Below are 25923 nucleotides of genomic sequence, written 5' to 3' on the forward strand. Positions count from 1 at the left end.
TTGCAGGCCCCTCATGAAGGGGCTCCTGCTGTGAAGAAGGCGGTGGGCAACCATGGCTAAGCGAGATTATTATGAGGTGCTCGGCGTCGACAGGGATGCGAGCCAGGATGAGATAAAGAAGGCCTATCGCAAGCTGGCGCGGCAGTACCATCCCGATGCCAACCCCAACAATTCCTCTGCCGAGGAGAAGTTCAAGGAGATAAACGAGGCCTACGAGGTGTTGGGCGACCCCGAGAAGCGGGCGCGCTACGACCAGTTCGGCCACGCGGGGACCGAGGGGGGCTTCGGCGGATTCGGCCAGGGCGATTTCGGTGGTTTTGGTGGTTTCGAGCCCTTCGGGAATATCTTCGATATGTTCTTCGGCAGCGACTTTGCCGGGGCTCGCGCCCAGCGGAGGGGGCCCGAGCGCGGAGCCGATCTCCGCTATGACCTGGAGATCACCCTGGAGGACGCGGCCTTTGGGCTGGAACGCGAGGTACAGGTGACCCGGATGGATACCTGCAGGGAGTGCGGGGGGACGGGGGCTGCGCCCGGCACTCATCCCATCACCTGCCCCGTATGCAACGGGAGGGGCCAGGTCGGCGAGACGCGCGCCACACCCTTCGGCCGCTTCACCAGCCTTCATACGTGCCAGCGCTGCGGCGGGGAGGGCAAGATAATAGAGAAACCTTGCCCTGCCTGTAATGGCAAGGGAAGGGTGCGCGGGCGCCATACAATTGCCGTCAAGATCCCGCCCGGGGTCGATACCGGGACGCGGCTCAGGGTCGCGGGCGAGGGCGATGGAGGTCTCAAAGGCGGGGCGCCTGGTGATCTCTATGTATATATAACTGTGCTTCCTCACGATATATTTGAGCGCGCGGGCAATGATATAGTGTGCGAGGTTCCTGTCGAGTTCTGGCAGGCGGCCCTCGGCGACGAAATAGAGGTTCCAACCCTCGATGGCAAGGCGAAGCTCAAGATCCCCGAGGGGGCTCAGACGGGGACCGTATTCAGGCTGAAGAACAAGGGAATCCCGAGCGTCCGGGGTTTTGGCCGGGGCGACCAGCACGTCAGGATCAAGGTCGTGACGCCGACGAAGCTCAACGAGAAGGAGAGGGAATTGCTCCGCCAGTTCGCGAAGCTTCATGGTAAGAGCGCCACAGAAGAGAGCAAGGGTTTCTTCAAGAAGATGAGGGATGCGTGGGAGCGACATGCGTAGGTTCTTTGTCCAGAGTCAGGATATAGTTGACGGCGTGGCCTATATCAGGGGAAGCGATGTCAGGCATATACGAGATGTCCTGCGCCTGCGCGAAGGCGACTCCATTGCTGTGTTGGACGGCTCGGGAGATGAATACCGGTGCCGCATAATGGGCTTTGCGGGCGATGCGATTGGCTGCAGGATTCTGGAACAGGTGAGGAGGGCCGGAGAGCCCTCCATTAAAATTACCCTCGTCCAGGGTTTGCCCAGGGGCGATAAAATGGATTATATAGTGCAGAAGGGAACGGAGGTAGGGATCTGGAGGTTTGTGCCGGTCATAACGGAGAGGACCGTGGTGCGCCTTGATAGCGGGGAGCCCGGGGAGGCCGGGCGGGCCGGGAAGGTCGAGAAGAAGATCGAGAACGGGAAGATCGAGAAGAGGGTGGCGAGGTGGAAGCGCATCGCCATGGAAGCCGCAAAGCAGGCGGGGCGGGCGATCGTGCCAGCGGTTGAGCGCCCGCAGGGGTTTGCCGGCGCTGTGGAGGCGCTCTCCAGTAATGTGGGCATGAGTGGCCTGGATATGGGCGGCTCCGGCGCAGGCGGCCCGGGCGTGAGCAGACCGGGCATGGGCAGCCTGGATGCTAATGCTGGAACGACATGGATCGCCCCGTGGGAGCTCGAAACGACGCGCCCCCTCAAAGGCGTTCTGCGGGAGAGGCCGGGCGCCAGGGATTTCGTGGTGTTTATCGGACCGGAAGGGGGCTTCACCGCGAGCGAGATGGAACTTCTTATGATTCACGGCGCCGTTCCCGTTACCCTCGGCCCCCGCATATTCAGGACGGAGACGGCAGGGCTGGTCGTCGCCGCGGCTATATTCTATGAATATGGGGAGCTGGGCGGGTGAGAAGGACGGATGGGTGAGGGTGAGCGGGTTAAGTCCTGCGCTTTCAGCACGCTCGGATGCAAGGTCAACCAGTATGATACCGCGGGTCTGGCCGCCCTCTTCAAGAAGCGTGGTTACGAGATCGTTGATTTTGATTCCGCGGCTGATGTATATTGCATTAACACCTGCACGGTCACGGCGACGAGCGACCGGAAGTCGCGCCAGCTCATCAGGCGCGCCCTCAGGCGAAACCCGGGTGCTATCATCGTGGTAACAGGGTGCTACGCCCAGGCGGCGCCCGATGAGGTCCTGGCGATACCAGGGGTTAATATCGTTGTCGGCACCAGGGGGAGGGCCAGTATCGTTGACCTCGTAGGGGGAATCCTGGAGGCCGGGGACGGGATACGCGACATAAAGATAGATGCTGTCCAGGAATTGTATGGCAGCGGCTGCGACAGCGGCTGTGAGCCGGGAGGGCGAGGATTTCGAGAGTTCGAGGAGCTGCCTGCGGGGGGATTTGCAGAGCGCACGCGGGCCTATTTGAAGATTCAGGAAGGCTGCGAGCAGTTCTGCTCATACTGTAAGGTTCCCTATGTGAGGGGCCGCATGCGCAGCAGGAAGCCCGAGAGCGTGCTGGACGAGGCCAGAGCCCTGGTGGAGGCGGGCCACAAGGAGATCGTCTTGACCGGTATCCACCTCGGGGCCTATGGGAGGGATCTCGGCTGCGCCCCCGGCGCCGACGGGAGCGGGACCCGGGTGGACCTGGCATGGATTGCCCGGCGCGTTGCAGGAATCCCGGGGGTGGGGCGCATCAGGTTGAGCTCCGTGGAGCCCGCCGATATCACCGAGGACCTTATAGACCTTGTTGCTGCCGAGCGCAGGATGGCGCGCCATTTTCACATCCCGCTCCAGAGCGGGGACGATGATATCCTGGCTCTCATGCGCAGGGGTTATACCACATCAGATTATGAGGCGCTGATAAAGAGGATACGAGGGGCGGTGTCTGGCGTGGCGATAACCACTGATATTATGGTCGGATTCCCGGGCGAGACGGACGAGAGATTTGAGAACAGCCTGAATTTCGCCCGGAGGATGGCTTTCAGCCGGATGCACATCTTTAAGTACTCGAGGAGGCCCGGGACGGCTGCGGCCCGGTTCCCGGGGCAGGTTAATGCCAGGGTCAAGGAGGACCGGAGCAACAGGATGCTCGATCTCGCTGAGGAGATGTCGCTCCAGTTTCACAGGAGGTTCATAGGCTCGATCATGGAGGTCCTTTTTGAGAACCATAGTGAAAGCGGCCTGGAAGGGTTGACCGACAACTATATCCGGGTGTTCGCGGGCGGTCCGGCCACGCTTGTCGGCCGATTCGGGCAGGTGAGGATCGACCGGGCAACCGCTGAGTTTGCATCTGGTGAGATCGTGCAGTAGATGAGCCTCCGGGGCCAGGGCATACAGGTTTCTATCACTTGTCAGGCTCCACCTTGGTGGGGTAGTGGATTGGGGAAGGCGGCAGGCAGGGAGAGAGTGCGCACCATGCGCCCTATGGAGATTGTGCAGCATGGGTGGTGGCATGAATATGGAGGAGTGTATTTTCTGCCAGATCATAGCCGGTAAGAAGCCTGGCGATATCGTGTATGCGGACGACCGGGTCCTGGCGTTCAGGGATAAGCGTCCGAGGGCGCCGGTCCATGTGCTTGTAATCCCCAGGAAGCATATTCCGACATTGTTCGACCTGACGGATGAGGATGAAAGCCTGATCGGGCACGTACATCTCGTCGCAATGCGACTGGCCCGGCAGCTGGGCGCGATGGACGGGTTTCGGGTGGTCGTGAATTGCGGGGCCAGGGCCGGGCAGACTGTATATCATATTCATTTTCATCTCCTTGCGGGCAGGACCCTCGGATGGCCTCCTGGTTGAGATTGACACCCGGATTTCCCTTGCGGTATAATAGGGCATAGGTCTGCACAAGAGCGGGGTATTGGAGGCGCTAGTCGCGGAGGATTTCCAGCAACGGAGGGAGGGAGATCAGAGTGGCAGAAGTACGGGTGGGTAAAAACGAGTCCCTTGACAGTGCATTGCGCAGGTTCAAGCGGCAGTGCCAGAGGTCAGGCATAATGGCTGAGATCAGGAAACACGAGCACTATGACAAGCCGAGCGTCAGGCGCAAGAAGAAGTCGGAGGCGGCACGCAGGAGACGGTTCCGTTAGGAGGCCCTTGTGCATGTCCCTCTCTCGATGAGAAGTTGCTGGCTCTATTAACCTTATATGGATGATTCCCTGAGATAGCTTAGGAAGAAGATGAAGATTCCGTTGGAGAAGGTGCCCGATACATACCGGTCCAGTAATATCGGGCATTTTTTCATTGCGAGGTGAGCTCTATGCTTGGGAAGGCTGGCTTGATTCGCTCTGCTTACCTTGTCGACCTGGTTATCGCTGTTGTCGCGGTAGCCTGGCTTTTTAACACGGGCCTTTATGTCTTCGACCCGGGCCCGCATGCATCCTTACTCCTGGCGGCTGGCGCCGGCGCGACAGCTGGCGCGGCATCTGCGGCCGGGTCTTCGCCCGGTGCCGGGACGGGCCAGGCGGGCGGCGGCGCAGGCGAGGATGGCGGCGTGCCCGTGATCTATGTGGTGGCTATCAAGGGCACGATCGAGCCCGGGCTTGCGGCATATGTTAGAAGGGCGATGAGGCAGGCAGAGCAGGACGGCGCGGACGCGCTGGTCTTCGAGATAGATACATTTGGCGGGAGGGTGGATGCGGCGACGGAGATAAGGGATATGATCCTCGATACCCCGATGACCACGATCGGTTTTGTGAAGGGCCGGGCATGGTCGGCGGGAGCCCTCATCACGCTCGCAACCAGGCACATCGCCATGACCCCGTCGGCAAGCATAGGGGCTGCGGAGCCCCGGCCCGCAGACGAGAAGACGATATCCGCCCTGCGTGCCGAGTTTGAGGCCACGGCCGAGGCGAGGGGGCGGGATGCACGGATTGCCGCGGCCATGGTGGATAAGGACATTGAGATAAAGGGGCTTGTCGGGAAGGGCAAGATCCTGACCCTCGCAGCGAAGGACGCCCGGGCCCGGGGGTTCATCGATTTTGTCGGGAATGACAGGATGACGGTTCTCAGGCACCTCGGGTACGGCGGTGCTCATGTCAAGGTGATCCCCATCAGCTGGTCGGAGATGCTCGCCAGGTATATAACCGACCCCATGGTGAGTTCGATCCTCCTGACCATCGGCTTCCTGGGCCTGGTCTTCGAGGTGCTCACGCCGGGCTGGGGTATCCCTGGGACGGCGGGCATCATCGCGCTCGCCCTCTTCTTCGGCGGCAGGCTCGTGGCGGGCGTTGCCGGCTGGGAGGTAGTGATCCTGTTTGTGGCCGGGTTTCTCCTGCTCCTGCTGGAGGTTTTCGTGATCCCCGGCTTCGGCGTGGCCGGCCTGGCCGGCGTAGGGGCGCTCCTCGCCAGCATCTTCCTGAGCTTCGGCAGCGTGCGCGATGCGGCCTTTGCGATCGCCTTTGCGTTCATCCTGACGGTGCTGGTTATCGCCCTGGCGGTGAAGTATTTAAACAAAACCCGGCTCTGGCGTGGTATAATCCTGGATGTGAGGGAGGAAACAGCCGATGGTTACGTTAGCGGGCCCGGGCGCCAGGGTTACCTGGGTAGGGTCGGGAGGACGCTGACGGTGCTCAGGCCGGCGGGCGTTGTGCAGTTTGGCGATGATAAGCTCGATGCTGTATCCGAGGGTGAGTATATCCCCGCCAACTCCATTGTGAGGGTGGTGAAGGTCGAGGGGAGCAAGCTCATTGTGAGGGCGGAGGAGTAAATAAGAGAGCGCAGGAGCAAAGATAAGCTGGAGGTGTCAATACGTGTTTGAGGCTTATTTCGTGATCCTTGTGGTGCTGGTTGTCGTCTTCTTCCTCGTATTGCTAAATTTCATCCCGGTGGGCCTCTGGATCTCAGCAATGGCTGCGGGGGTTCACGTCGGGATATTCAACCTCGTGGGAATGCGCCTGAGGCGGGTCCCACCATCGCGCATAATCATGCCGCTCATCAAGGCTGTGAAGGCTGGTTTGAACGCAAGCGTGGATAAGCTGGAGGCCCATTACCTTGCCGGCGGCAATGTCGATCGCGTGGTGGATGCATTGATAGCCGCGCACAGGGCGGAGATATCCCTGAGCTTTGAACGCGCGGCTGCGATCGACCTCGCCGGGCGCAACGTGCTCGAAGCTGTCCAGATGAGCGTCAACCCCAAGGTCATCGAGACCCCGGTCGTGGCCGCGGTCGCGAAGGATGGGATCGAGCTCAAGGCGAAGGCGAGGGTGACCGTGCGCGCAAATATCGACAGGCTGGTGGGTGGCGCGGGCGAGGCGACGATAATCGCCAGGGTCGGCGAGGGCGTCGTTACCACCGTGGGCTCGGCCGAGAGCCACAAAGAGGTGCTCGAGAACCCTGACAAGATCTCGCGGACCGTCCTGAGCAAGGGTCTGGATGCGGGAACTGCATTTGAGATCCTCTCCATAGACATCGCCGACGTGGATGTAGGGCGGAACATAGGTGCGAGGCTCCAGATGGACCAGGCCGAGGCCGATAAGAATATCGCGCAGGCCAAGGCCGCCGAGAGGCGTTTCGCCGCCCTCGCCCGTGAGCAGGAGATGAAGGCCATGGTCCAGGAGATGAGGGCCCGGGTGGTCGAGGCTGAGGCCGATGTCCCAAGGGCCCTGGCGGATGCCCTGCGAGCGGGCAAGCTCGGCGTTCTCGATTACTACAACCTGCAGAATGTCCTCGCTGACACTCAAATGCGGGAGGCGATATCCAGGATCACTGGGAGGCCGCAGGCGGGCGCGGATGAAGGCGAGGGTTCGAAAAGGGGGTAAACCCTGAGAAATTCGAAAGGGGGTAGACCCCGGGGAATAAAGGGGCAAGTGATAAACTGGGGGAATGAACCTGGCTATGAGAAGGGGAAGAAGGTGAGGCGGAATGGATATATGGTTTGCCATAGGGTTTGCAATATATATAATCTCGTCTGTGCTCGCGGCCCTGGCCAGGAAGGGTGCTAAAGGTCAACGCCCCGCTCGACCAGCTCGCCAGGCTGGCCCGGCCAGCCCAACCTGGCCGTCCGGCGTGCCGCGGGGCTGGCCTTTCGGCGAGGTCCTGGGCGAGCCGTTCCCTCCATTTCCTGTTGAGGCGCCCGGGCCGGAGGCCCAATCCATGGAGGCCCAGCCTGTGGATGCCAAGCCCCCAAGGGTCCAGCCCTCGGAGACCGGATCCCCGGATGCCGCGCCCCTCGAGGGTGGTCCGGGTAGCCACCTGGAGGATAAGCCCTTGATAGAGCCCATGACGGGCGAGGTGCTGGAGGGGGAGCCCCTAGAGGGCGGAGAGGGCGCGTCTCTGGAGGGGCGGTCCCTGGAGGGTGAGTCGCCAGAAGGTTCATCCCTTGAATGGAAAGACGTGGAGGGCCCTGGAGACGCCGAGCTGGAAGAGTTCGAAGACGGTATGGAGGGCTGGGACGTGATGCCGGGCGATGAGCACGCCATGCCGGGATCCGGTCTGAGAGGACCGGAGGCAGGGGACGCCGGGACTACGCCCGCAGCTGCAGCGGGGAGTGCTGCATTTCTTGCCGGCCCGGATTCTATCCTTCGCGGGCTCATATTCTCGGAAATAATTGCCCGGCCGCAGCATAGATTTATTAAGAGCCGGCGTCTCTACTTGCGATGCAGGTAAGCGGGCGAGCCTAGGCGAGCTTACGGCGAACTCTACGGCGGGGGGGCTTCTGGTGGGGGACAGAGCTCACGGCGGTCTCTCGGGCAGGGTTGCGGACGGGGGAAGGATACGGGAAAAACTTGCAGACGTCCTGGAAATGCCGCGAGAGCTTGTCATGGACTTCCCCAGGATCACCATGGTCGGAAACGCCCAGGCGCTTATAGAGAATCATAAGGGCCTTATTGAGTATACCTCTAACAAGGTACGGGTATCTGTGAGCCTCGGAGAGCTCGTCCTCTCCGGGGCTAATCTCGTCATTGCCAGGATATCAAGCGATGAAATCGCCGTCGAGGGCTCGATATCGTCGGTCAGCTTTACGGGTTAGGGACGGGGGAGGGCCGTTGATGGTGATCAGCAGGCTGTGGTCCTACCTCAGAGGGTATGTTATAATAAAGGTCAAGGGGAGGTCGCCTGAGAAATTCATCAATCTCGCAACGTCGAGGGGCTTCCGCCTCTGGGATGTCTACAAGGCGGGCGACCGCTTCCTTGTTGCAAGGGTGGAGGCGGCGCGGATGAAACAGCTTGCCTCCCTGCTCAAGACGGCCAATTGCAGGGCGTCGATCGAGGAGAGGGTGGGGCTGCCGTTTATCGCGGCCCGCGCCCTGAGGCGTAAAATTCTTGTTGCCGGGGCAGTCCTTTTTTGTATAGCCCTCTACCTGCTTTCATCGTTTATATGGTTCATTGATATAGACGGGACTCAGAAGATCGGTAAGGGCAGGATCCTCCAGGTCTTGAGGTCCATGGATATCAGACCTGGGGTGAGAAAGCGGAGCGTTGACCTCTCAGCGGTTGAGCGGAGAGTTCTATCAGAGCTGAGGGAGGTCGCGTGGGTCGGCGCGAGCCTGGAGGGCACGAGGCTGCGCGTAGAGATCGCCGAAAAGAAGCTCGTTGAGGAGAAGCACGGGCTCACGGATGTGGTTGCCGCGAAGGACGGCCTCATCGTGGAGGCCATCTTCCTTGCAGGGCTGCCCCTTGTAAGGGAGGGTGATACAGTCCAGAAGGGGCAGGTGCTGATCCGGGGGTATCTCAAGCCTCGTTCCGGAGTGTCCGGCCTGGAGACCTCACAGGCCGGGGGCCAGAGCCAGCAGCAGCGCCCGCAAGCAGAGGGACCGGGGCTGGAGGGCGCGCCCTTCGAGACCATCAATGCTAAGGGACTGATTTCCGCCCGGGTCTGGTATGAAGCTGTCGGCGAGGCCCTCCTGAAAAGAGAGGCGGCGGAGAGGACCGGCCGGGTCTGCCGGCTCCTTGATGTATCGCTTGGGGACCACAAGATCAGGGTTCCCCTGAGCGCCCTCGAGTTTGAAGACTATGAAAAGGATGAAAAACCAGTTGACCTGGGGTTTATCGACCGGCTGAGCCTCCCGCTCAAGATATCGAGCGTCTGCTATCGTGAAATCAGGCGCAAAACCATCTCGCTCGGCCGTGATGAGGCTGTTGCCGCTGCCCGCAAGTCTGCGGAGGGGGCTATCTGGAGTCAGGTGCCCCCGTCGGCGAAGGTCATATGGAAAAGAGAGGATGTGATTGAGAGCAAGAAGGAAGGGAGCATCAGGGTCCGGATCACCCTTGAGACTGTCGAGGACATCTGCAAGCCTGTAGAGAGGGCAGCGGGCCAGGATGATATAATACGGGAAGAGGTAAAGGATGAGAATGATAAAGGGGGAAAGGAACAAACTTGACATTGGAAGCCACAGATGGTAGGTTTATCCTGGAGGACACTCATGAGGCGATAACCCTTCTCGGGAAGCATGATGAGACTTTGAAGGCCCTCGAGAGGATTTTCGGAGTCACGATCGCGGTCAGGGGAAATGAACTCGTTTTCAGCGGGGCGCCTGACCAGGTCGATAAGGTGTTGAGGGTCTTGCAGGATTTGCAGGGTCTTCTTCGCCTCGGTAGCAATATTACAATCCGTGATGTCAAATATGCAGCTAAACTTGCCAGGGACAATGAGGATGTAACCCTCAGCGACCTTGCATCCGATATTATTCAGGTCACGGCCCGGGGCAAGCAGGTAAGGCCCAAGACCCTGGGACAAAAGAGGTATGTTGATGCCATCAGGCGCTCGGGGTTGGTGTTTGCAATAGGGCCGGCGGGGACGGGCAAGACATATCTAGCTATGGCCATGGCTATAGCGGCCCTCAAGAGCAGGGAGGTCAGCAGGATTGTACTGACAAGGCCCGCCGTTGAAGCGGGGGAGAGGCTCGGCTTCCTGCCAGGGGATCTCCAGGACAAGGTCGATCCCTATCTGAGGCCGCTTTACGATGCTATATATGATATCCTCGGCGCGGAGATCTTCCAGAAGTATATGGAGAAGGGCATAATTGAGGTTGCCCCGCTCGCCTATATGCGGGGCAGGACCCTTGATGATTCATTCATCATTCTCGATGAGGCCCAGAACACCACGCACGAGCAGATGAAGATGTTCCTGACGCGGCTCGGGTTTGGATCCAAGGCTGTGGTCACAGGGGATATCACTCAGATTGATCTCCCGCGCCGCAAGTTCAGCGGTCTCGAAGAGGTACAAGCCATCCTGCGCGGGATCGATGGGATCGAGTTCATCTATCTAACCGACCAGGACGTCGTCAGGCATGAGCTTGTCCAGAAGATTATAAGGGCTTACGAGAAGTTTGAAGGAGAGCGTGCTTCAGAATGAGTAAACTGGCTCTCGCCGGTAAATCCAGAATCCACCTGATAAAGCGGGGAATGAAGGAAGCGCTTGATCTCTTTCTCCGGAACCCGACCGTAGAGCGCGTCCTGATCGGCGTCCTTGTGACCGTCGCGCTGGTAGCGATACTCTCCAGCGTCTTGATCCCCAGGAAGGTCGAGATCTCAGCGGGGCAGCCGGCCAGGGCGGATGTTGAGGCCCCCAGGGACATGGTGAATCGCTTTTCTACGGACAAGCTCAAGGCAGAGGCCGAGAAACAGGCGGTGAAGGCGGCAAGTGCGTCCCCTGTGAATTATGATATAAGCCCGGCCGCCAGCATCAACGCCGAAGATACAGTGAACGCGATATTCGAGCGCGTCAGCAAGGGGCGTACCGCTATCAAGCTCGTCGCGGCGGCGGCCGGCCCGGCTGGCGGCAGAGAGGATTCGAACAGTCAGGCTCAGACCCAGGTAAGACAGGCCAGGCTGATTGTGAAGGAGATCGCGACGGATTTCGGCGTAGTTTTGCCTGAAGGTGCCATTCTGGAGCTCCTGCGCGCAGATGACCAGGCCTTTGAGGGGGCCAGGAGGGCGGCCAGGTCCGAAGTCGGAGCGGTCATGAAGGAGCTCAGGATAAGCAAGGAAAACCTCGAGATGGCTCGCGAACGCGTGAGCGAGGCCATCAGGAAGCTGGGCCTGCCCCCGGATGTTGTGCCAAGCGTAATCGCCATCGCAAAGACCCAGGTCAGCCCGAATCTCGTGTTGAACCCGGGCAAGGTGGAGAAGGTGCGCGAGGCTGCGGCGCGGGCTGTTGAGCCTGTCATGATTTTGAAGGGCCAGATCATCGTGCGCCGGGGTGAGATAGCAACCGAGGAGGATGTGGCCCTGCTCAAGGACCTCGGGCTCATGGGCGGGCATACGGATTACGCCACCCTGCTCGGCATAGTAATGCTGGTCCTTGCGCTGGTGTCGTTGATCGGGGTCTATCTCTACCAGTATAACCGGAGGATCCTGGAGACAGCGGGGCTCCTGGCGGCGCTCGGTACGATCGTGGTGCTGGTTGTATTTATCACGGCGGTTATCACCTCGATCCCCTGGCCTGGTTCGGGCTACCTTGTGCCGGTGGCCCTCGGGACGATGATGATAGCCATACTCCTGGATTCGCGTCTCGCGGTAGTAAGCGGCATAGTATTCGGGTTGCTGGCCGGCATAATGGGGGGCAACGTGTTGAGGCTCGCCCTTGTGGCTATTGTCGGCTCCGTGGCTGGTGTTTACAGCGTCACGAAGGTTGGAGAGCGTTCCGACCTGATGAGGGCAGGCTTTATCGTGGGCGCCGCCAACGCCTTCACCATAATTGGGGTCGGGCCCGCGACGGGGAGCTGGGAGGTGGCGCGCCTGTGGTACCTTGGCATGGTGAATGGCCTGTTATCCACGATTTTCGCCATAGGCCTGCTCCCATTCTTCGAGAATATATTCCACATAACGTCGGCCATCAAGCTTCTCGAGCTCTCAAACCCAAATCAGCCGCTCCTGCGCAGGCTCCTGGTTGAGGCTCCAGGCACCTACCATCACAGCATAATCGTGGGCAACCTGGCCGAGGCCGCGGCTGATGCTGTTGGGGGGGATTCATTGCTGGTGCGCGTCGGCTCTTACTACCATGATGTCGGCAAGTTGAAGAGGCCCTACTTTTTTGTGGAAAACCAGCTCATGCAGGATAACCCGCATGACAGGATCTCCCCAACCCTGAGCACCCTCGTCATAATCTCGCATGTGAAAGATGGCGTGGAATTGGCTGGAGCGCACAGGCTGCCGGAGGCGATCATCGATCTTATCAAGGAGCACCATGGCACAGGCCTCGTGCCATATTTTTACCACAAGGCCACGGAGAATGGCGGCGAGAAGGTGGACGAGAGCGACTTCAGGTATCCCGGGCCGAAGCCCCAGACCAAGGAGGCTGCCATAGTGATGCTTGCGGACTCGGTGGAGGCGGCGGTAAGGTCCCTTGCGCGACCGACGCCCGGGAGGATCGAGGGGCTCGTCAGGAAGATAATCAAGGAGCGCCTCAACGATGGCCAGTTTGACGAGTGCGATCTGACCCTTAAAGAGCTCGACGAGGTTGCGAACGCCTTCGTCAGGGTCCTGTCGGGAATATTTCACGCTCGAATCGAGTATCCTGATGGAATGGCGAAAGAAATAAGGGAAAGAGAAGCAAAGGAAGTATAAAGGAAGCAGCAGAAGGGAAGAGGGCATAGCATGGCGATAGGGATAAATAACCTCCAGGATAAGCTTGAAGTGGAGGACGATCTGGTCGGATTCCTGGAGTCGCTCCTGGCGCGAGGCCTAAGCTTGGAAGGCAAGGATCCCAGGGAGGTCGAAGTGAGCGTGGCCCTGGTGGATGACGACCACATCAGGAGCTTGAACAAGCAATACCGGGGCATCGATGCGCCGACGGATGTACTCTCCTTTTCGATGCTGGAGGGCGAGGATGATGATATGATGCCGGGGCCCGGTCCCGGCGGTGGCGGCGACAGGGAGTCAGGGCCTGCAGGACCTGGCGGCGGGTCAGGACCTTGTGTGGAGGGCCCGCCGGAGCTCCTGGGTGATATAGTGATCTCGCTCGAGTCCGCCGCCCGCCAGGGGGATGAATATGGCCACGGATTTGTTGCTGAGGTAGGGAGGCTTGCGGTTCATGGTCTATTACACCTCCTCGGGTACGACCACGAGTTAGATACGGACAGGGACCTTATGGAGGGGCGGGGAGAGGCCATCCTCGAGGGGGGTCTTCAGGGATTATGCATTTGCGTCGCCCGGTGGCGGTGGGGGCCAGAGCGGTGAAGACTAGAACTCTCGCCGAGAGCTTCAGATGCGCAGCCAGGGGGCTCCTATATGTCCTCGCCACACAGCGGAATTTCAGGATTCATTGTGCGGCCGGGGCAGGGGTTATACTGGCTGCCTTTTTATGGAACGTGCCCAGGACGGAGTTCATCCTCCTCATCCTGACGACCGCAGCCGTCCTGGTGGCGGAGATAATGAATACCTCAATCGAAACTATAGTGGACATGGTCAGCCCGGCCTACCACCCACTCGCCGCCGTGGCGAAGAATGTTGCCGCCGGAGCTGTGCTGGTTACAGCGGCAGGCGCCATAGTCGTGGCTCTCCTGGTCTTTGGGGGGAAGCTTTGCGAGCTGGGTGTTTCCATTTTCAGGATAGGGTGGAAATAACCTCGCTTTCTGCTATAATATAAGGGGTAATGTAAGGGGTGATGATGATCGTGCAGGATCCCCTGGCTCGAGGGACAAAGGCTGTATTGATTGCGCTGGCCCTGCTGATGGGCTTGAATGTAGTAATGCTTGCCCGGTCCCTCGAATTGCTTAGATTCCCCGGCGAGATCACTGATGTGGAAGCGGCGCGGGATGGAGCCCGCGCGCTGAGGGACTATTACAGGACGGTTGTCGAGTCGTCTGGCCTCGGCAACAACCCCGCAGTCAGGGATGCCCTTGCAAAGTTCTGGTTTGAGGTCGAACAGGCAGACGGGGTTCAGGCTATAGCGCGCACCACGGCTATCTATGGTAGAAGCGTGCAGGACATCATAGCGCGGGAAGAGGACAACATGCGGCGAGAAACGGTGCTCCGCATTATCAGCCAGGATGGCGGGATCAAGTCTATTACGGGAAAGGCGAGCATCCTGGTGTCAAGGGGGACCGACGGCTCGGTTGAGATTGAGGATGAACAAAACGTGTTGTCCCCCGTCACCAGGGAGAGGTTGAGGCGTGAACCCTCCCTGCTCAAACTGGCTGAGACGGTGGAGGTGGATATAACCGATGGCAAGGCCGTCCTGGCGACGGCCCGGACCATGGCCGACCGTTTGCGCCTCCTGAGGTCGGAGGTTGAATCCCTCAGGCAGACGCTGGAGGATGTCAGGCGAGATGCAGGTTTTGCCCCACTGAGCGGCCCCGGCATTGTTATAGAGATGTATGATGCCCCTGGCGGGCGGAGCAAGGAAGAGGTTGTCCAGGAGAGGGACGTACGAGATGTTGTAAATGAGCTTTTCGCGGCCGGGGCTCTTGGCGTTGAGGTCGGCGGCCAGAGATTCATCGCCACCTCATCTATCAGGTCCGCGGGGGCCCTCATACTTGTCAACCAGCACCCTATCAGCGTAAATCCCATTGTCGTGAAGGCCGTGGGCGACCCGCGGGTGCTAGAAAGCAGCCTGGACCTGGTGGTGAACAGCCTCAAGCCCTGGGGCATAAGAATTGACATAAGGAAAGAGGATTTCGTAAGGCTCTCCGCTTTCCATGAGGAGGGCTAAGGGGGACCGGGATGTCTATGGTCGCGCACCGGGATCCTGGGAGGCCCGAGAGGCCCGGGAGTTTCATATCAGTTGTGGTCGGCGTGGCGATATTTCTGCTTTTCCTCGATACCTTGATGCTGGCGAGATGGATGGGGATGTTCTCGTTCCCCGGCGAGGTAGACGAGGTAGAGGCCGCTAAACGGGGGGCTACCGCCATACTTTCATATTATGAGCGCCTTGCCAGGAGTGAAGAGGAGACCGCCGGCGGTGCCGGTGGCGTCCCTCAGAATGCCAATATTGCCCTGAGGGCCTTTAAACTCGCGATCGATGGCGCAGCGACGAGGGTTGGCGTGGCTCAGGCCCTTGCAACTTACGGGCGCAGGCTCACCACCGCCTCTGTCCCTGGCTCCGGGCCTGTAGCCGGGGGAGAGGAACGCGAGGGTGATAGTTCTCCCCAGGCAGTGGCCAGGCAGGTTGATGACCTGCAGCAGGAGATAAGCCTCTTGAGGGCGAAGTTGAGGGAGACGCAAAGCAGGGCAGGCCTGGCGGAAATGGTTGGTCCTGGGGTTGTGGTTCGCGCATATGATGCCAGCGAGGGCTATTCCTGGAACCAGATAATTCACGAGCGCGACATAAGGGACATAGTCAACCGGCTTTGCGTTGCGGGCGCCAGGGGCGTCGAGGTTGGTGGCGAGAGGCTCACTGTGACCTCATCCATCCGGTGCGCGGGCCCGGTTATCCTGGTCAATCACCGTTCGATCGCAGTCAACCCCGTAGTGATAAAGGCCGTGGGCAACCCCTGGAAGTTGGCGGAGGCGCTTCACCCTGTAGGGCGGGATTTCACCCGGTTGGGCAAGAGGCTCCTGATCAAGATCGAGGATGCCGTAGTTCTCCCGGCATACCGGAGGGGTTTTTAGGGATGAGACGCGAGGAATTGTTGCAGGATGCTATAGAGGCGCGGGAGTTCGCATATGCCCCATATTCCAATTTCAGGGTTGGTGCGGCCCTCCTCACCCGCGACGGGAAGGTATATAAGGGCTGCAATATAGAAAACGCAGCTTATGGGTGCACGATATGCGCCGAGAGGGTCGCCATGTTTAAAGCGATATCAGATGGCGAGCGGGCCTTCCTGGCCATCTGCGTGGTGGCTGATGGCGATGTGGTCTGCGCGCCGTGCGGGGCCTGCAGGCAGGTAATGGCTGAGTTTGCACCCGATATGATGGTGATCATGGCGAACCTGGCGGGTGCATATGAGATCAAGATGGCTTTCGAGCTTTTGCCGCACGCATTTCGGGGAAAATGAAAAGCAGAGATCGAGGTTGCTTAGATACACTCAAAAATAGCAGCAGCTTACGAAGTCTATAATATGGCGATGGATGGTGAAGCCGATGAGTGTCCCCCTCAAGCGAAAACAAGGCCGCGAGGACTCATCTAATTTAAATAGACTGATCGGGGAGGCCCAGAATGGGCGGACCGACGCGCGCGAGAAGCTTATAAGGGATTACTTGCCATTCATTTTGAGGGTGGCCTCGAAGGTCACCAGGAGGTACTTACGGCCCGGGGAAGACGATGAGGTAAGCGTTGGCATGATGGCCTTTAATGAGGCGATAAATGAGTATGATCTTCGCAAGGGGAGCTCGTTTTTATCCTTTTCGGAGATCGTGATGAGGAGGCGCCTCACCGATTATTTTCGTAAAGAGGCCCACTTCAGACGGGAGATACCAATGAGCAGTTTTCAGGTGGAAAGACAGGAGCCCGAGGAAGGGGATATCGCCGAGTTTCTAAGGGAGCAGCAGGCCACGGATAATTATCTTATCCTCACGGAGAACAGGGAGAGGAAGGACGAGATATTCCATTTTAGAGATATGCTGGCTGACTACGGGATTTCCCTTTCGGAGCTCGTTGCAATCTCGCCCAAGCATGAGGATGCGCGGATGCGAGCTATAGAGGTGGCGAGGGTCATAGTATCTGATCAAAATCTGCGCGCGGAACTTATAAGGAAGAGGGGGCTTCCCATCAAGCAGCTCCACGGGAGGCTGAGGGTGAGCCGGAAAACCCTTGAGAGGCAACGAAAGTATATACTGGCAGTCGCGCTCATCTTGATGGGGGAATTTCAGCACTTGAGGGCCTATGTAGATAAGCTATAAATGAGGCTGTTAGGTGCCCTATGTGATTCCTGAGCTTAAAAGCAAGGGGTCATGCACTATTAGCTTTGAGACTGCCTATCTTAGGGGGGGAAGGACAGTGCGGGGGGTTGAATGCGAAAGTGGCATAGTTCTGGAGGCCAGAGGCAGGACTGTCATCCTGCTTACGAGGAACGGGGAGTTTCGGCGGGCGACGGTTGCAGGTAGAGTCCCGGATATCGGCGAGGAGATTGCTATTCCCTCACGAAATGCGACCTTTGCCCTCCATTCTATATTTGAGTGGCCTGCTTTCAGGGCTGCTGCAGTGGCGGCGCTGGTCCTCATCGTGTTCATTCTAGCCGGGGTCCCGGGTTATAACCTTCCGGTCTGGTTGAAATTCAGGGGAGCGTGGCGAACGCCTCCGGCTCCGGGGATAGCAGTATATGTGAGCGTGGATATTAACCCCAGCATTGAGCTGGCTCTCGATGCTTCCACCGTGGTGATCCAGGCGAGGAGTTTCAATGAGGATGGTGAAAAGCTCCTTGGCCGTGCAAGAGTGGTCGGGAAAAAGGCCACGGAGGCTATCGAGGTGCTTACGGACAGGGCCATAGATGACAACTTTATTGGCGGCCGCGAGCCTGGGGGCATCATACTCCTTGCAGTGACACCACAGGGAGCCCCGGGAGCTGCGCCGGGTTCGAGGGGTTCGAAGGCGGATTTGAATCCTGAAGTCCTCGGGGAGGAGCTAAGGCGCGCAGCCGGCCTCGTCCTGGCCAGACGGGGGGTCCAGGTCGCTTCCATTGAAACCTTGACCGTTGATAGGGCATCCCGGGATGAAGCAGTTCGCAAGGGCCTCTCGGCGGGCCGTCTCGCGCTGGTGACGAGGGCCAGGGAGGCAGGGATTCGCATCGGCATCGAGGACGTGAGAAGGGGCAGGATCGGGGATGTCATGGCGCATGCGGGCGTTAACCTCCATGATCTCCTGGCTGCTTCCGATAGCGCACCCGGTATGATCCGCGATGGTGGGGGGCCGGGCTGGGATGGGAAGGAACCGGCGGGGCCGGCAGAGCCACACCCTCGCCCACCTGTGGTAGCCATATTCATGAAGACCGGGAGTGACGGAACTCCCAGGAATAAGGGCGTGGCAAACGGCCCAAGCACGGGGGCCGCAAAGGTGAATGGGACTGCGGCCGGCCACCCAGCGTCCGCGGGCGTTGGCAACGGGGTAAAGGCGCAGCCCGAGTCTCCAGAGTCTAAATCTGAGCCCTCCGGGATCGCTGGTCTCAGACTGAGTGGCAGTGGCGACGAGCCCGGCATGGGCCCAGGGGCTGGCCAGGGCCAGGGGGAGTCCGGCGATTCCAATGCCCATGGCGGTCCTGTGATGCTGGCTAGCGCCTCTGATGTCAGCGTCACCAAGGGCGCAGGGATTGCGACAGCGCCGAATTCGAATTCAAATCCTGATTCGTCTGGGGTGAAGACTAAGGGCTTGCGAGTCTCGGGTCTTTCTTTGTCCAAGGAAGCCAGGGTATCCCAAGGTGGGGCTGCCACAGATATAGCTGGCGATATTGCTGTCGACAAGGATAATGATAAGTATAATGATAAGAATGATAAGTATATAGAAGGTAAGAGCATAGAGAATAACGGCCAGGATAAAGGCGAAGCTAAAGACAAGGATAAGGACAAGGGTGAGAATAAGAATAAGGACAGTATGGATAAAAACACAGGTGACACAGGTGAGGGCGATAAAGATAAGGTGAAATCTGATTGAGGGTTGATGAATTCGATTATTACCTTCCAGATGAGCTTATAGCGCAGGAGCCCATCGAGCCGAGGGATAGATGCCGCCTGATGGTCTTGAGGCGTGATGATGGGGCGGTCGAACACAGAGAATTCAAAGACATTGTGGAGTACGTGCGCCCGGGAGATGTGTTTGTTTTGAATAATACCCGCGTGATCCGCGCGCGGCTGTCCGGCCGCCGCAAGGATACGGGGGGCAGGGTCGAGATCTTACTCCTGCGTAAGGTTGGGGATGACCAGTGGGAGGTGCTGGTGAAGCCCGGGCGGAGGGCCCGGGTCGGGTCGTTCATAACCATGGGAGATGGGGCGCTTGACGGCGAGATCCTGGACAAGACCGCAGCGGGTGGCCGGCACATCAGATTCACCTCCCCCTCAGGTGAAGATGTGGGCGAGGTCCTGAGGCGCTGCGGCATGGTCCCGTTGCCGCCCTACATTAAGAGGGAAGTGAAGGATGAGGAGAGCTACCAGACGATTTACGCGGAACCGGAGGGATCCGTTGCAGCGCCGACTGCGGGGCTTCATTTTACCAGGGGGCTGCTGGATAAGATCGAAGCGCTCGGCGTAAAGGTCGCGAAGATAACCCTGCACGTGGGGATCGGGACCTTCCGGCCCGTCAAGGTCGCCAATGTTGAGGAGCATGAGATGCACGAGGAGTGCTACGAGGTTCCCCCTGAGGCCGCCAGGGTGATAAACGAGGCCAGGAGCACCGGGGGGCGCGTGGTGGCCGTGGGGACGACGAGCGTCAGGACGCTCGAAACCGTTGCGGATTCGTCAGGCCGAATACATCCCGGGCAGGGATGGACGAATATTTTTATATACCCGGGGTATAGTTTTAAGGTTGTGGACGCCCTGGTTACGAATTTTCATCTCCCTAAATCAACCCTCATTATGCTGGTTGCGGCGTTCTGCGGGAAGGAAAACATAATGAGGGCGTATAAGATCGCCGTGAGTGAACGCTATCGTTTTTTCAGCTTCGGTGACGCAATGCTGATAATCTAACGGCACTCGGGCTAATGGTAGTTGAGGGCACTCAATGGCATTCGGATAGTTTTTGATGGCGTAGCGCTGGATTTGGATGCCTCTAGGACTTAGAGGCCGTTTCAAGGGTGAGGTATGTAGGTTCTTAAAGATGGAATACGAGATAGAGTTCAAGCTCGAAAAGCGAGATGGAAACACCGGAGCGCGCGCCGGCGAGCTTAAAACCCCTCACGGCCTGGTTCAGACGCCGGTTTTTATGCCTGTGGGGACGCAGGGGACCGTGAAAGGGATGAGCCCAGAGGAGCTAAAGGGAATAGGGGCTGAGATGATCCTCGGCAATACATACCACCTTTATCTCCGGCCGGGGCACGACATTGTCAGGGAAGCTGGCGGCCTTCACCGGTTTATGCACTGGGACCGGTCGATCTTGACGGATAGCGGCGGTTTTCAGGTGTTCAGCCTCGCTGACCTGAGGGAGATAAGCGAGGAGGGGGTGAGCTTCAAATCACATATTGATGGCTCGCTTCATTTTCTATCGCCCGAGAAGTCGATAGAGATACAAAACGCCCTCGGGGCTGATATAATAATGGCATTCGATGAGTGCGCCCCCTACCCGTGCGATTACGAGTATGCAAAGAGGTCGATGGAGCTCACGGCCAGGTGGGCCCGTCGTTGCAGGGCGAGGCACCAGCGAGGGGATCAGGCGCTATTCGGAATAGTCCAGGGAGGGGTTTACCCGGATCTCAGGGAAAAGAGCGCGGCGGACCTGGTTGAGCTGGACCTTCCCGGGTACGCAATAGGCGGCTTGAGCGTAGGGGAGCCTAAGCCCCTCATGTTTGAGATCCTCGAGGCGACCATCGAGCACTTGCCTGAATCAAAGCCGCGCTACCTGATGGGTGTTGGCTCCCCCGAAGACCTTATATACGGTGCCGCACTCGGAGTGGATATGTTTGATTGCGTGCTCCCGACGCGGATAGCCCGCCACGGGTCCGTTTTTACGCACCGCGGCAGGCTGATCATAAGGGATAGCCGCTATATGAGGGATTTCGGACCTCTTGATCCGGACTGCGATTGTTACGTCTGCAGGAATTATTCCCGCGCGTATATACGCCACCTGATCAAGGCAAAGGAGATTCTGGGCCTCAGGCTCACTACATACCATAACCTTTATTTCCTGGTAGAGCTCATGCGCGGCATCCGGCGTTCCATAATGGAAGGAAGCTTCCAGGATTTTAAGCAGGAATTCCTGGACGCCTGTGGAACTAATAATAACTAATAATATAGATGGAGACGGCTTCAGTGATGGTTATGTCGAAGGGGGAGCATGTGAGTGAATCAACAAGGATCGGCGATCGCGGCGCTTCTTCCATTTGTGTTCATGTTCGCTATATTCTATTTCCTGCTAATCCGGCCTCAGCAGATGCAGCAGAAGAAGCGCAAGGACATGTTGGCTAACCTGCGCAAGGGCAACCAGGTTATCACCGTCGGCGGTATTTACGGGGAGATAGTCGATATTAAAGAGGATGCCCTTATGCTCAAGATAGCCGATAAGGTCACGATCAGGACCACCAGGGCGGCCGTGGGAAGCGTCCTAGGGAAGGATAATCAGGACTAATAGACTAATAACATGAAATGTTATGGAATGGCAAGATTGAGCCGGGGCATACCGCCCCGGCTCATGATCCTGTCCGGCCTGCGCCTCTACTGCCTGCCCGCCTACCTACCTACCTGCCTGCCTGCATTACAGTGTCAGTCCAGGAGGAGTACAAGAGTATACTAACTGTTGGTGTCGCCCTGGGCGACATGAGGGTCTAGCCTATAGAGCGGCCCGGCTGCCATGCGCGGATATAGTTGTTTGCATCTACCTGGAGCCAGAGCGCCTGGCACTCCATAATGACCGTCTGCCATGCTGCCAGCCAGGATTGATCAACCGTCCTGTAGACCGTTGCTTGGTCTGTGGTGGCTATCCACAGGATCGACGCCGATCCCTCCGATTGCCTGAACCATGTGGTCCGCGCCTGAACCCATGTGGCCTGCTGCGTGCCGGGCGGTGGGGCCGGTGCTGCCAGAGATTCCACGACCTTATCGACTTCTTCAAATTTTGGCGGCTCGAGCCTGGCGTCTGCCATAAGAACTCACCCCTTGACTTTTTTAACCCGCCTGTGGGCGGGTTCCCCTTGAGCCTTTGCCAACCTCGCTAACTGCCTGCGCGGATTCACAATCCGGCGGTCCCCGAGGACCGGTATTCCATTCGCCCCGGGTGCACCTGGCGCAGAGAACTGTGGTGATGCTGAAGCGCCTGGGATGGTTCGTTGCTTACCTTCACGAGATCGTCCAGCGGTGCATCAGCCATTACGCGGCATTGGACCCCTCGCAGCAAGACCGAGTCCTTGCCGATAGCCACAATCTTGAATATGATATCCGCGTCATAGGATTTCCGGGCGACGATATCCCCCACCTTTAAAACGTCCATTTTCCGTCCCTCCGCGCGGTTCGTTGGATTATCGGCCCAATAGGTTTTGCAAGTCAGTGCGTACTGACTTAGTATAGTTTATGTATGCTGGTTGCACAAGGTTACGTGCAGATGAACATTACCTATTTGCGGAGCATCGCCTATTGCCGGGATGATCGTGGCGATTAAGGGAGCATGCGTGAATCGAGCTATTAGCTATTAGGGACGCCAGGTAGGACGTTGGGTGCTGGGATTTGGGCGCATGGAGGGTGTGGGACGGGCCAGGGCGAGGTGTGATACGAGCAGTGAAAAGGCAAAGAATGCAGCGGAGCAGAGCACTATGGTCGCCCCGGAGGGGATGTCGAAGGCATATGAGACCACCAGCCCGATAAGCACCGACGCGAGGCTGGTGCCCGCGGATATGGCTATCATGCCCCTGAAATTCCTTGAAAGGATGTGGCCTGTGGCCGCCGGCGTGACAAGGAATGCGCCAACGAGCACTATCCCCACCACCTTGATCGCCGCTATGATCGTTATGGCTATCGCCGTGAGGAGCGAGTAGTAGAGCATGGATACGGGTATGCCGCTGGCCCGGGCCCCCTCCTCGTCAAAGCACATGAATAGGAGCTCCTTGAAAAAAGCCCCGACGAAGGCCAGCACCGCGCCGCTTACAATCATCAGGGCGATAAGATCCTGTCTCGTTACAGCCAAGATGTTGCCGAAGAGATAACCTGTGAGATCCATGGTATAGGTCTTCGAGAGGCTGATGAGGATAACGCCAAGGGCCATGCCGCTCGCGGATATGATGCCGATGGCCGAATCCTCATGAAGGGATCCCTTCTTGCTTATGAACCCGATCACCCAGGCCACAACGCTCGCAAATGCTGCGCCGGTCGCTACAGGGTTTTTGCCTGCGACCACGCCGATTGCTACGCCGCCCAGCGATGCGTGGGAGATGCCATGGCCGAGGAATGATAGCTTCTTTACTATGACAAAGAATGCCATAATCGAGCAGGTGACGCCAGCCAGCACCCCGGCAGCGAGCGCCCTTTGCATAAATTCGTAGGCAAATGGTTTAAGAATCGCTTCAAGCATCCTGTGTCTCCCCGGCTGTCGCCTTATCTGTAACATTATGGCTATACCCTACATCTACACCCGGGCCTGCCCCCAGCTGGGATGGTCCCCTGTTGATGAAGATGAGTCTATCAGCTATGGCCGCGATCCCCTCGACATCATGGGAGACGATTATGATGGTGAGATTGGGAAAGGAATTTCGCCGCAGCTCGGTGAGGGTATCGTAGAGATCGTGCTGGGCCTGGGCGTCCAGCCCTGTCGTAGGCTCATCCAGCAGCAGAAGCCTGGGCTCGCCCGCAAGGGCGCGTGCCAGGATGACGCGCTGTCGCTCGCCGCCTGAGAGCTCTGAAATGGGCCTATCCTTGAGGTGCAGGGCACCCACCCTGGCCAGGCTCTTCTCGACGATCTCCCGGTCCTGCCGCCCTGGCCGGCGCAGGAGTCCAACCTGTGAGACCCTGCCCATCATCGCGACATCGAAAACCGAGACGGGAAAGGCTATATCAAAGGATCCTATTTGCGGCACGTACCCCATAAACCTTCGCGACGCTGCGAGCTTCGATGACGGCATGCCGAAGATGTTGATGCTACCGCTCGCGGGCTTTATGAGCCCGAGGATTGCCTTCAGGAGCGTCGTCTTACCCGCCCCGTTGGGGCCGACTATCCCCGCAAGCTGGCCCGGTCCCACTGAGAATGTTACGCTATTGAATATAACCCTGCCCCCGAGCGATACAGTGAGGTCGCTGATGTCGACCGCAGGCTGCATGTGGACTGCAGGCGGCAAGAGCTCTTTGCCCGCTGCGGGAGCAGGGGCATGGGAGGAAGCCCCTTTGATCTGATCAAGTTGAACCGGGGTCACTGTAGCGCCTCCTTGAAGATCGAGAGATTATACTCCATTAAACTGAGGTAACTATCTCTTCCTTTTATGTCTTTGCCACCGAGGGGGTCGAGCAGGAGGACCCTGCCACCGATTTCCCCGGCTATTGCACTGGCTACCTTGGGGCTGAATTGCGGCTCCGCAAATATCACCTTGACCCCGCTTCGTCGCGCCAGGTCCACGACATTAGCAATCCACCCGGCAGACGGCTCCTTTCCGGGGAATTCCTCGATGGACGCGACCTCGATAAGCCCGTAACGAGCGCCGAAATGACGCCATGCAGAGTGGAATGATATATACCTCCTGGTGCGGCATTTCTCGATAGCCTGCGCGATATGAGCGTGAAGGTCCTGTAATTCCCCCTGATACTGCCTGAGGTTGGATTCGAATGAATCCCGCGCATCGGGCGCCACACTTGCAAGTGCCCCTGCTATGCGCGGGGCTATTTCATCTTTCACCCGCACAGGGTCCAGCCAGATGTGGGGGTCGCCATGGGTGTGGGCGTGATCCCCGGCGCCGGCATGATCGCGATCGTGATCGCGATCAGCAAGCCCGCTTGAGTCGCCGGTTAAAACGACTACTACGGGGGGAAGCCACCGGCCGTCTTCCTGGCTTCTCAGAGCCCAGTCGTCCAGGCCCGAGCCGACGCGTATGAGGACGTCTGCTGTTGCTATCTCTCGCGCCTGCCCCGGAGTCAGCTCAAAGGTGTGAGGGCTGGCGCCCGGAGGGAGCAGGGTCGTGACAACCACCCGGCTTCCCCCTATTTGCCTTGCTATGTCGGCGAGGGGGAATATGGTGGCGACCACCCTCACCACCCTCGCGCTCCCTGGCCTGTTATCATGATCCTGGCCGCCATCACTCGTGCCCGCGGGCGAAGACCAGGCACCAGGGGTTGGGCCTGTATTAATCCCTGGCTTATCGTTGCCAGCGAATATTAACACGAGCGCTCCTATCAAAACCAGGAGCACGAGACCCAGACCCAGTAGAGTCCCTGCGGCTCGCCCCCTGCCTCCTTTGATATTTCTGGCTTTAGCGCCTTTCTTTGCGCTGGTCACAGCCGGGCACCCCCGTCGTCACTTCTTTATGTTACCGTGATTCCTACTGCATTCCGTGCAGTAGCCATAGAGCTGAAAGCTGTGGCTGACGATGGTGAAATCGTTGCCTGCAGCGTGAGAGAAGTCATTATTATCTAAAGGACAACCATCCAGGCACACGATCTTGTCGCACCCAAGACATATGAAATGATGGTGGTGGTCCCCACCGAGCTTGAATAGATCACCCCTTTTGGAAAGGAGGTTTATCTGACTTATGACGCCCAGGGCCGCCAACAACCTGAGGTTCCGGTAAACTGTATCCATTCCCATGCCTGGGAATTTCTCCGCAACCCTCTCATGTACCTGCTGGGCATTTTGAGGCTCGTAGGTCTCGGATAGCACTCTAATTATCTCGCGCCGCTGGGGGGTTAACTTGTAACCGCTGGCTTTCAGCCGGCGAAGTATGGCCTCCTGCTGCGATGCGGGGTCGAGTTGCGCCACTAGGGCACCCTCTTTCCATAAATAATATTATTCCTATCTAGGATTATAATTATGTGAACCGCGGAAGTCAAGAAGGGGAACTCAAGAAGTCAAGAAGTTACAGTCGAGAAGGATTGAAGGGGGAGAAAAAAGAATGTGGGACCCGGGCTTTTGCGCGTTGGCCTGGCGAAGAAAAGGTATTATATGCCTTTGCGCCTGGACATTGCTCTGCCGGTGAGCTTGCCTTTTGCGGACGTGCCTTTTATAGGCGTGCCTTTTTGCCTGTTATGGACGTTGACATTGCCTGCGTCGTGTGGTATTTTATGCTAGGATGGCCTGCCGGCCAGCGTTCGGCA

The 25923-nt window shown here is 58.5% G+C and carries 28 protein-coding genes; 22 read left to right on the top strand and 6 right to left on the bottom strand.

Annotated features, from left to right (window positions below; translation table 11 throughout):
- Nucleotides 1-52: 52 nt before the first annotated feature.
- The 22 genes from dnaJ to yajC all read left to right on the top strand — a co-directional run bounded on the left by dnaJ (nucleotide 53) and on the right by yajC (nucleotide 21268).
- Entirely contained in the window at nucleotides 53-1198 is a 1146-nt protein-coding gene (gene dnaJ / locus HPY71_04600) for a molecular chaperone DnaJ (GenBank protein NPV52786.1), read from the top strand.
- Nucleotides 1191-2081 carry a 16S rRNA (uracil(1498)-N(3))-methyltransferase gene (locus tag HPY71_04605; protein ID NPV52787.1) on the top strand — a complete coding sequence of 297 codons (891 nt, stop codon included), beginning with the start codon at nucleotides 1191-1193 and terminating at the stop codon, nucleotides 2079-2081. The genes dnaJ and HPY71_04605 overlap by 8 nt, the downstream gene beginning before the upstream one ends.
- A 9-nt stretch (nucleotides 2082-2090) precedes the next feature.
- A complete protein-coding gene (gene mtaB, locus HPY71_04610; protein ID NPV52788.1) occupies nucleotides 2091-3488 on the top strand; it encodes a tRNA (N(6)-L-threonylcarbamoyladenosine(37)-C(2))-methylthiotransferase MtaB in 1398 nt (465 codons plus the stop codon).
- Nucleotides 3489-3636: 148 nt separating this feature from the next.
- Nucleotides 3637-3978, top strand: coding sequence for a histidine triad nucleotide-binding protein (locus tag HPY71_04615; protein ID NPV52789.1), 342 nt, complete (start codon nucleotides 3637-3639; stop codon nucleotides 3976-3978).
- A 113-nt stretch (nucleotides 3979-4091) separates the two neighbouring features.
- Complete coding sequence (locus HPY71_04620; GenBank protein NPV52790.1) at nucleotides 4092-4268, top strand: 30S ribosomal protein S21; 177 nt, start codon at nucleotides 4092-4094, stop codon at nucleotides 4266-4268.
- Nucleotides 4269-4429: 161 nt separating this feature from the next.
- A complete protein-coding gene (locus HPY71_04625; protein ID NPV52791.1) occupies nucleotides 4430-5887 on the top strand; it encodes a nodulation protein NfeD in 1458 nt (485 codons plus the stop codon).
- Between the two features lie 43 nt (nucleotides 5888-5930).
- The gene (gene floA, locus HPY71_04630) at nucleotides 5931-6938 is read left to right on the top strand and encodes a flotillin-like protein FloA (protein ID NPV52792.1); all 1008 of its coding nucleotides are present in this window, start codon (nucleotides 5931-5933) and stop codon (nucleotides 6936-6938) included.
- 103 nt (nucleotides 6939-7041) lie between these two features.
- Complete coding sequence (locus tag HPY71_04635) at nucleotides 7042-7785, top strand: hypothetical protein (protein ID NPV52793.1); 744 nt, start codon at nucleotides 7042-7044, stop codon at nucleotides 7783-7785.
- A gap of 136 nt (nucleotides 7786-7921) precedes the next feature.
- Nucleotides 7922-8149 carry a sporulation protein YqfC gene (gene yqfC / locus HPY71_04640; protein NPV52794.1) on the top strand — a complete coding sequence of 76 codons (228 nt, stop codon included), beginning with the start codon at nucleotides 7922-7924 and terminating at the stop codon, nucleotides 8147-8149.
- 19 nt (nucleotides 8150-8168) lie between these two features.
- Entirely contained in the window at nucleotides 8169-9500 is a 1332-nt protein-coding gene (yqfD, locus tag HPY71_04645; GenBank protein ID NPV52795.1) for a sporulation protein YqfD, read from the top strand.
- 26 nt (nucleotides 9501-9526) lie between these two features.
- Nucleotides 9527-10474 carry a PhoH family protein gene (locus HPY71_04650; protein NPV52796.1) on the top strand — a complete coding sequence of 316 codons (948 nt, stop codon included), beginning with the start codon at nucleotides 9527-9529 and terminating at the stop codon, nucleotides 10472-10474.
- Entirely contained in the window at nucleotides 10471-12687 is a 2217-nt protein-coding gene (locus HPY71_04655) for an HDIG domain-containing protein (GenBank protein NPV52797.1), read from the top strand. Before HPY71_04650 ends, HPY71_04655 begins: the two co-directional genes overlap by 4 nt.
- A 30-nt stretch (nucleotides 12688-12717) precedes the next feature.
- Complete coding sequence (gene ybeY, locus HPY71_04660) at nucleotides 12718-13299, top strand: rRNA maturation RNase YbeY (GenBank protein ID NPV52798.1); 582 nt, start codon at nucleotides 12718-12720, stop codon at nucleotides 13297-13299.
- A complete protein-coding gene (locus tag HPY71_04665) occupies nucleotides 13257-13685 on the top strand; it encodes a diacylglycerol kinase family protein (GenBank protein ID NPV52799.1) in 429 nt (142 codons plus the stop codon). Before ybeY ends, HPY71_04665 begins: the two co-directional genes overlap by 43 nt.
- 38 nt (nucleotides 13686-13723) lie before the next feature.
- The gene (locus HPY71_04670; GenBank protein ID NPV52800.1) at nucleotides 13724-14773 is read left to right on the top strand and encodes a DUF881 domain-containing protein; all 1050 of its coding nucleotides are present in this window, start codon (nucleotides 13724-13726) and stop codon (nucleotides 14771-14773) included.
- 11 nt (nucleotides 14774-14784) lie between these two features.
- Nucleotides 14785-15672, top strand: a complete 888-nt coding sequence (locus HPY71_04675; protein NPV52801.1) for a DUF881 domain-containing protein — start codon at nucleotides 14785-14787, stop codon at nucleotides 15670-15672.
- A gap of 2 nt (nucleotides 15673-15674) precedes the next feature.
- Nucleotides 15675-16058, top strand: coding sequence for a cytidine deaminase (cdd, locus tag HPY71_04680; protein NPV52802.1), 384 nt, complete (start codon nucleotides 15675-15677; stop codon nucleotides 16056-16058).
- Between the two features lie 85 nt (nucleotides 16059-16143).
- Nucleotides 16144-16902, top strand: a complete 759-nt coding sequence (gene sigI, locus HPY71_04685; GenBank protein NPV52803.1) for an RNA polymerase sigma-I factor — start codon at nucleotides 16144-16146, stop codon at nucleotides 16900-16902.
- A gap of 97 nt (nucleotides 16903-16999) precedes the next feature.
- Entirely contained in the window at nucleotides 17000-18646 is a 1647-nt protein-coding gene (locus HPY71_04690) for an anti-sigma factor domain-containing protein (GenBank protein NPV52804.1), read from the top strand.
- The gene (gene queA, locus HPY71_04695) at nucleotides 18643-19674 is read left to right on the top strand and encodes a tRNA preQ1(34) S-adenosylmethionine ribosyltransferase-isomerase QueA (GenBank protein NPV52805.1); all 1032 of its coding nucleotides are present in this window, start codon (nucleotides 18643-18645) and stop codon (nucleotides 19672-19674) included. The genes HPY71_04690 and queA overlap by 4 nt, the downstream gene beginning before the upstream one ends.
- 130 nt (nucleotides 19675-19804) lie before the next feature.
- Nucleotides 19805-20929 carry a tRNA guanosine(34) transglycosylase Tgt gene (tgt, locus tag HPY71_04700; protein NPV52806.1) on the top strand — a complete coding sequence of 375 codons (1125 nt, stop codon included), beginning with the start codon at nucleotides 19805-19807 and terminating at the stop codon, nucleotides 20927-20929.
- A gap of 54 nt (nucleotides 20930-20983) precedes the next feature.
- Entirely contained in the window at nucleotides 20984-21268 is a 285-nt protein-coding gene (yajC, locus tag HPY71_04705; protein NPV52807.1) for a preprotein translocase subunit YajC, read from the top strand.
- 196 nt (nucleotides 21269-21464) lie between these two features.
- On the opposite strand, the gene HPY71_04710 is transcribed toward yajC, so the two are convergent.
- The 6 genes from HPY71_04710 to HPY71_04735 form a co-directional block, all read right to left on the bottom strand.
- Nucleotides 21465-21782 carry a hypothetical protein gene (locus tag HPY71_04710; protein ID NPV52808.1) on the bottom strand — a complete coding sequence of 106 codons (318 nt, stop codon included), beginning with the start codon at nucleotides 21780-21782 and terminating at the stop codon, nucleotides 21465-21467.
- Nucleotides 21783-21868: 86 nt separating this feature from the next.
- Nucleotides 21869-22126, bottom strand: a complete 258-nt coding sequence (locus HPY71_04715; GenBank protein NPV52809.1) for a hypothetical protein — start codon at nucleotides 22124-22126, stop codon at nucleotides 21869-21871.
- A gap of 198 nt (nucleotides 22127-22324) precedes the next feature.
- Nucleotides 22325-23200 (bottom strand): metal ABC transporter permease, encoded by an 876-nt coding sequence (locus HPY71_04720; protein NPV52810.1) that lies wholly within the window; start codon nucleotides 23198-23200, stop codon nucleotides 22325-22327.
- Nucleotides 23193-24035: an ABC transporter ATP-binding protein gene (locus HPY71_04725; GenBank protein ID NPV52811.1), complete on the bottom strand. Its 843-nt coding sequence runs from the start codon at nucleotides 24033-24035 to the stop codon at nucleotides 23193-23195. The genes HPY71_04720 and HPY71_04725 overlap by 8 nt, the downstream gene beginning before the upstream one ends.
- Complete coding sequence (locus tag HPY71_04730; GenBank protein ID NPV52812.1) at nucleotides 24032-25108, bottom strand: zinc ABC transporter substrate-binding protein; 1077 nt, start codon at nucleotides 25106-25108, stop codon at nucleotides 24032-24034. The genes HPY71_04725 and HPY71_04730 overlap by 4 nt, the downstream gene beginning before the upstream one ends.
- An 18-nt stretch (nucleotides 25109-25126) precedes the next feature.
- A complete protein-coding gene (locus HPY71_04735) occupies nucleotides 25127-25588 on the bottom strand; it encodes a transcriptional repressor (protein ID NPV52813.1) in 462 nt (153 codons plus the stop codon).
- Between the last annotated feature and the right edge of the window lie 335 nt (nucleotides 25589-25923).

The organism is Bacillota bacterium (assembly GCA_013178125.1).
In the GTDB taxonomy this organism is placed as follows: domain Bacteria; phylum Bacillota; class SHA-98; order Ch115; family JABLXJ01; genus JABLXL01.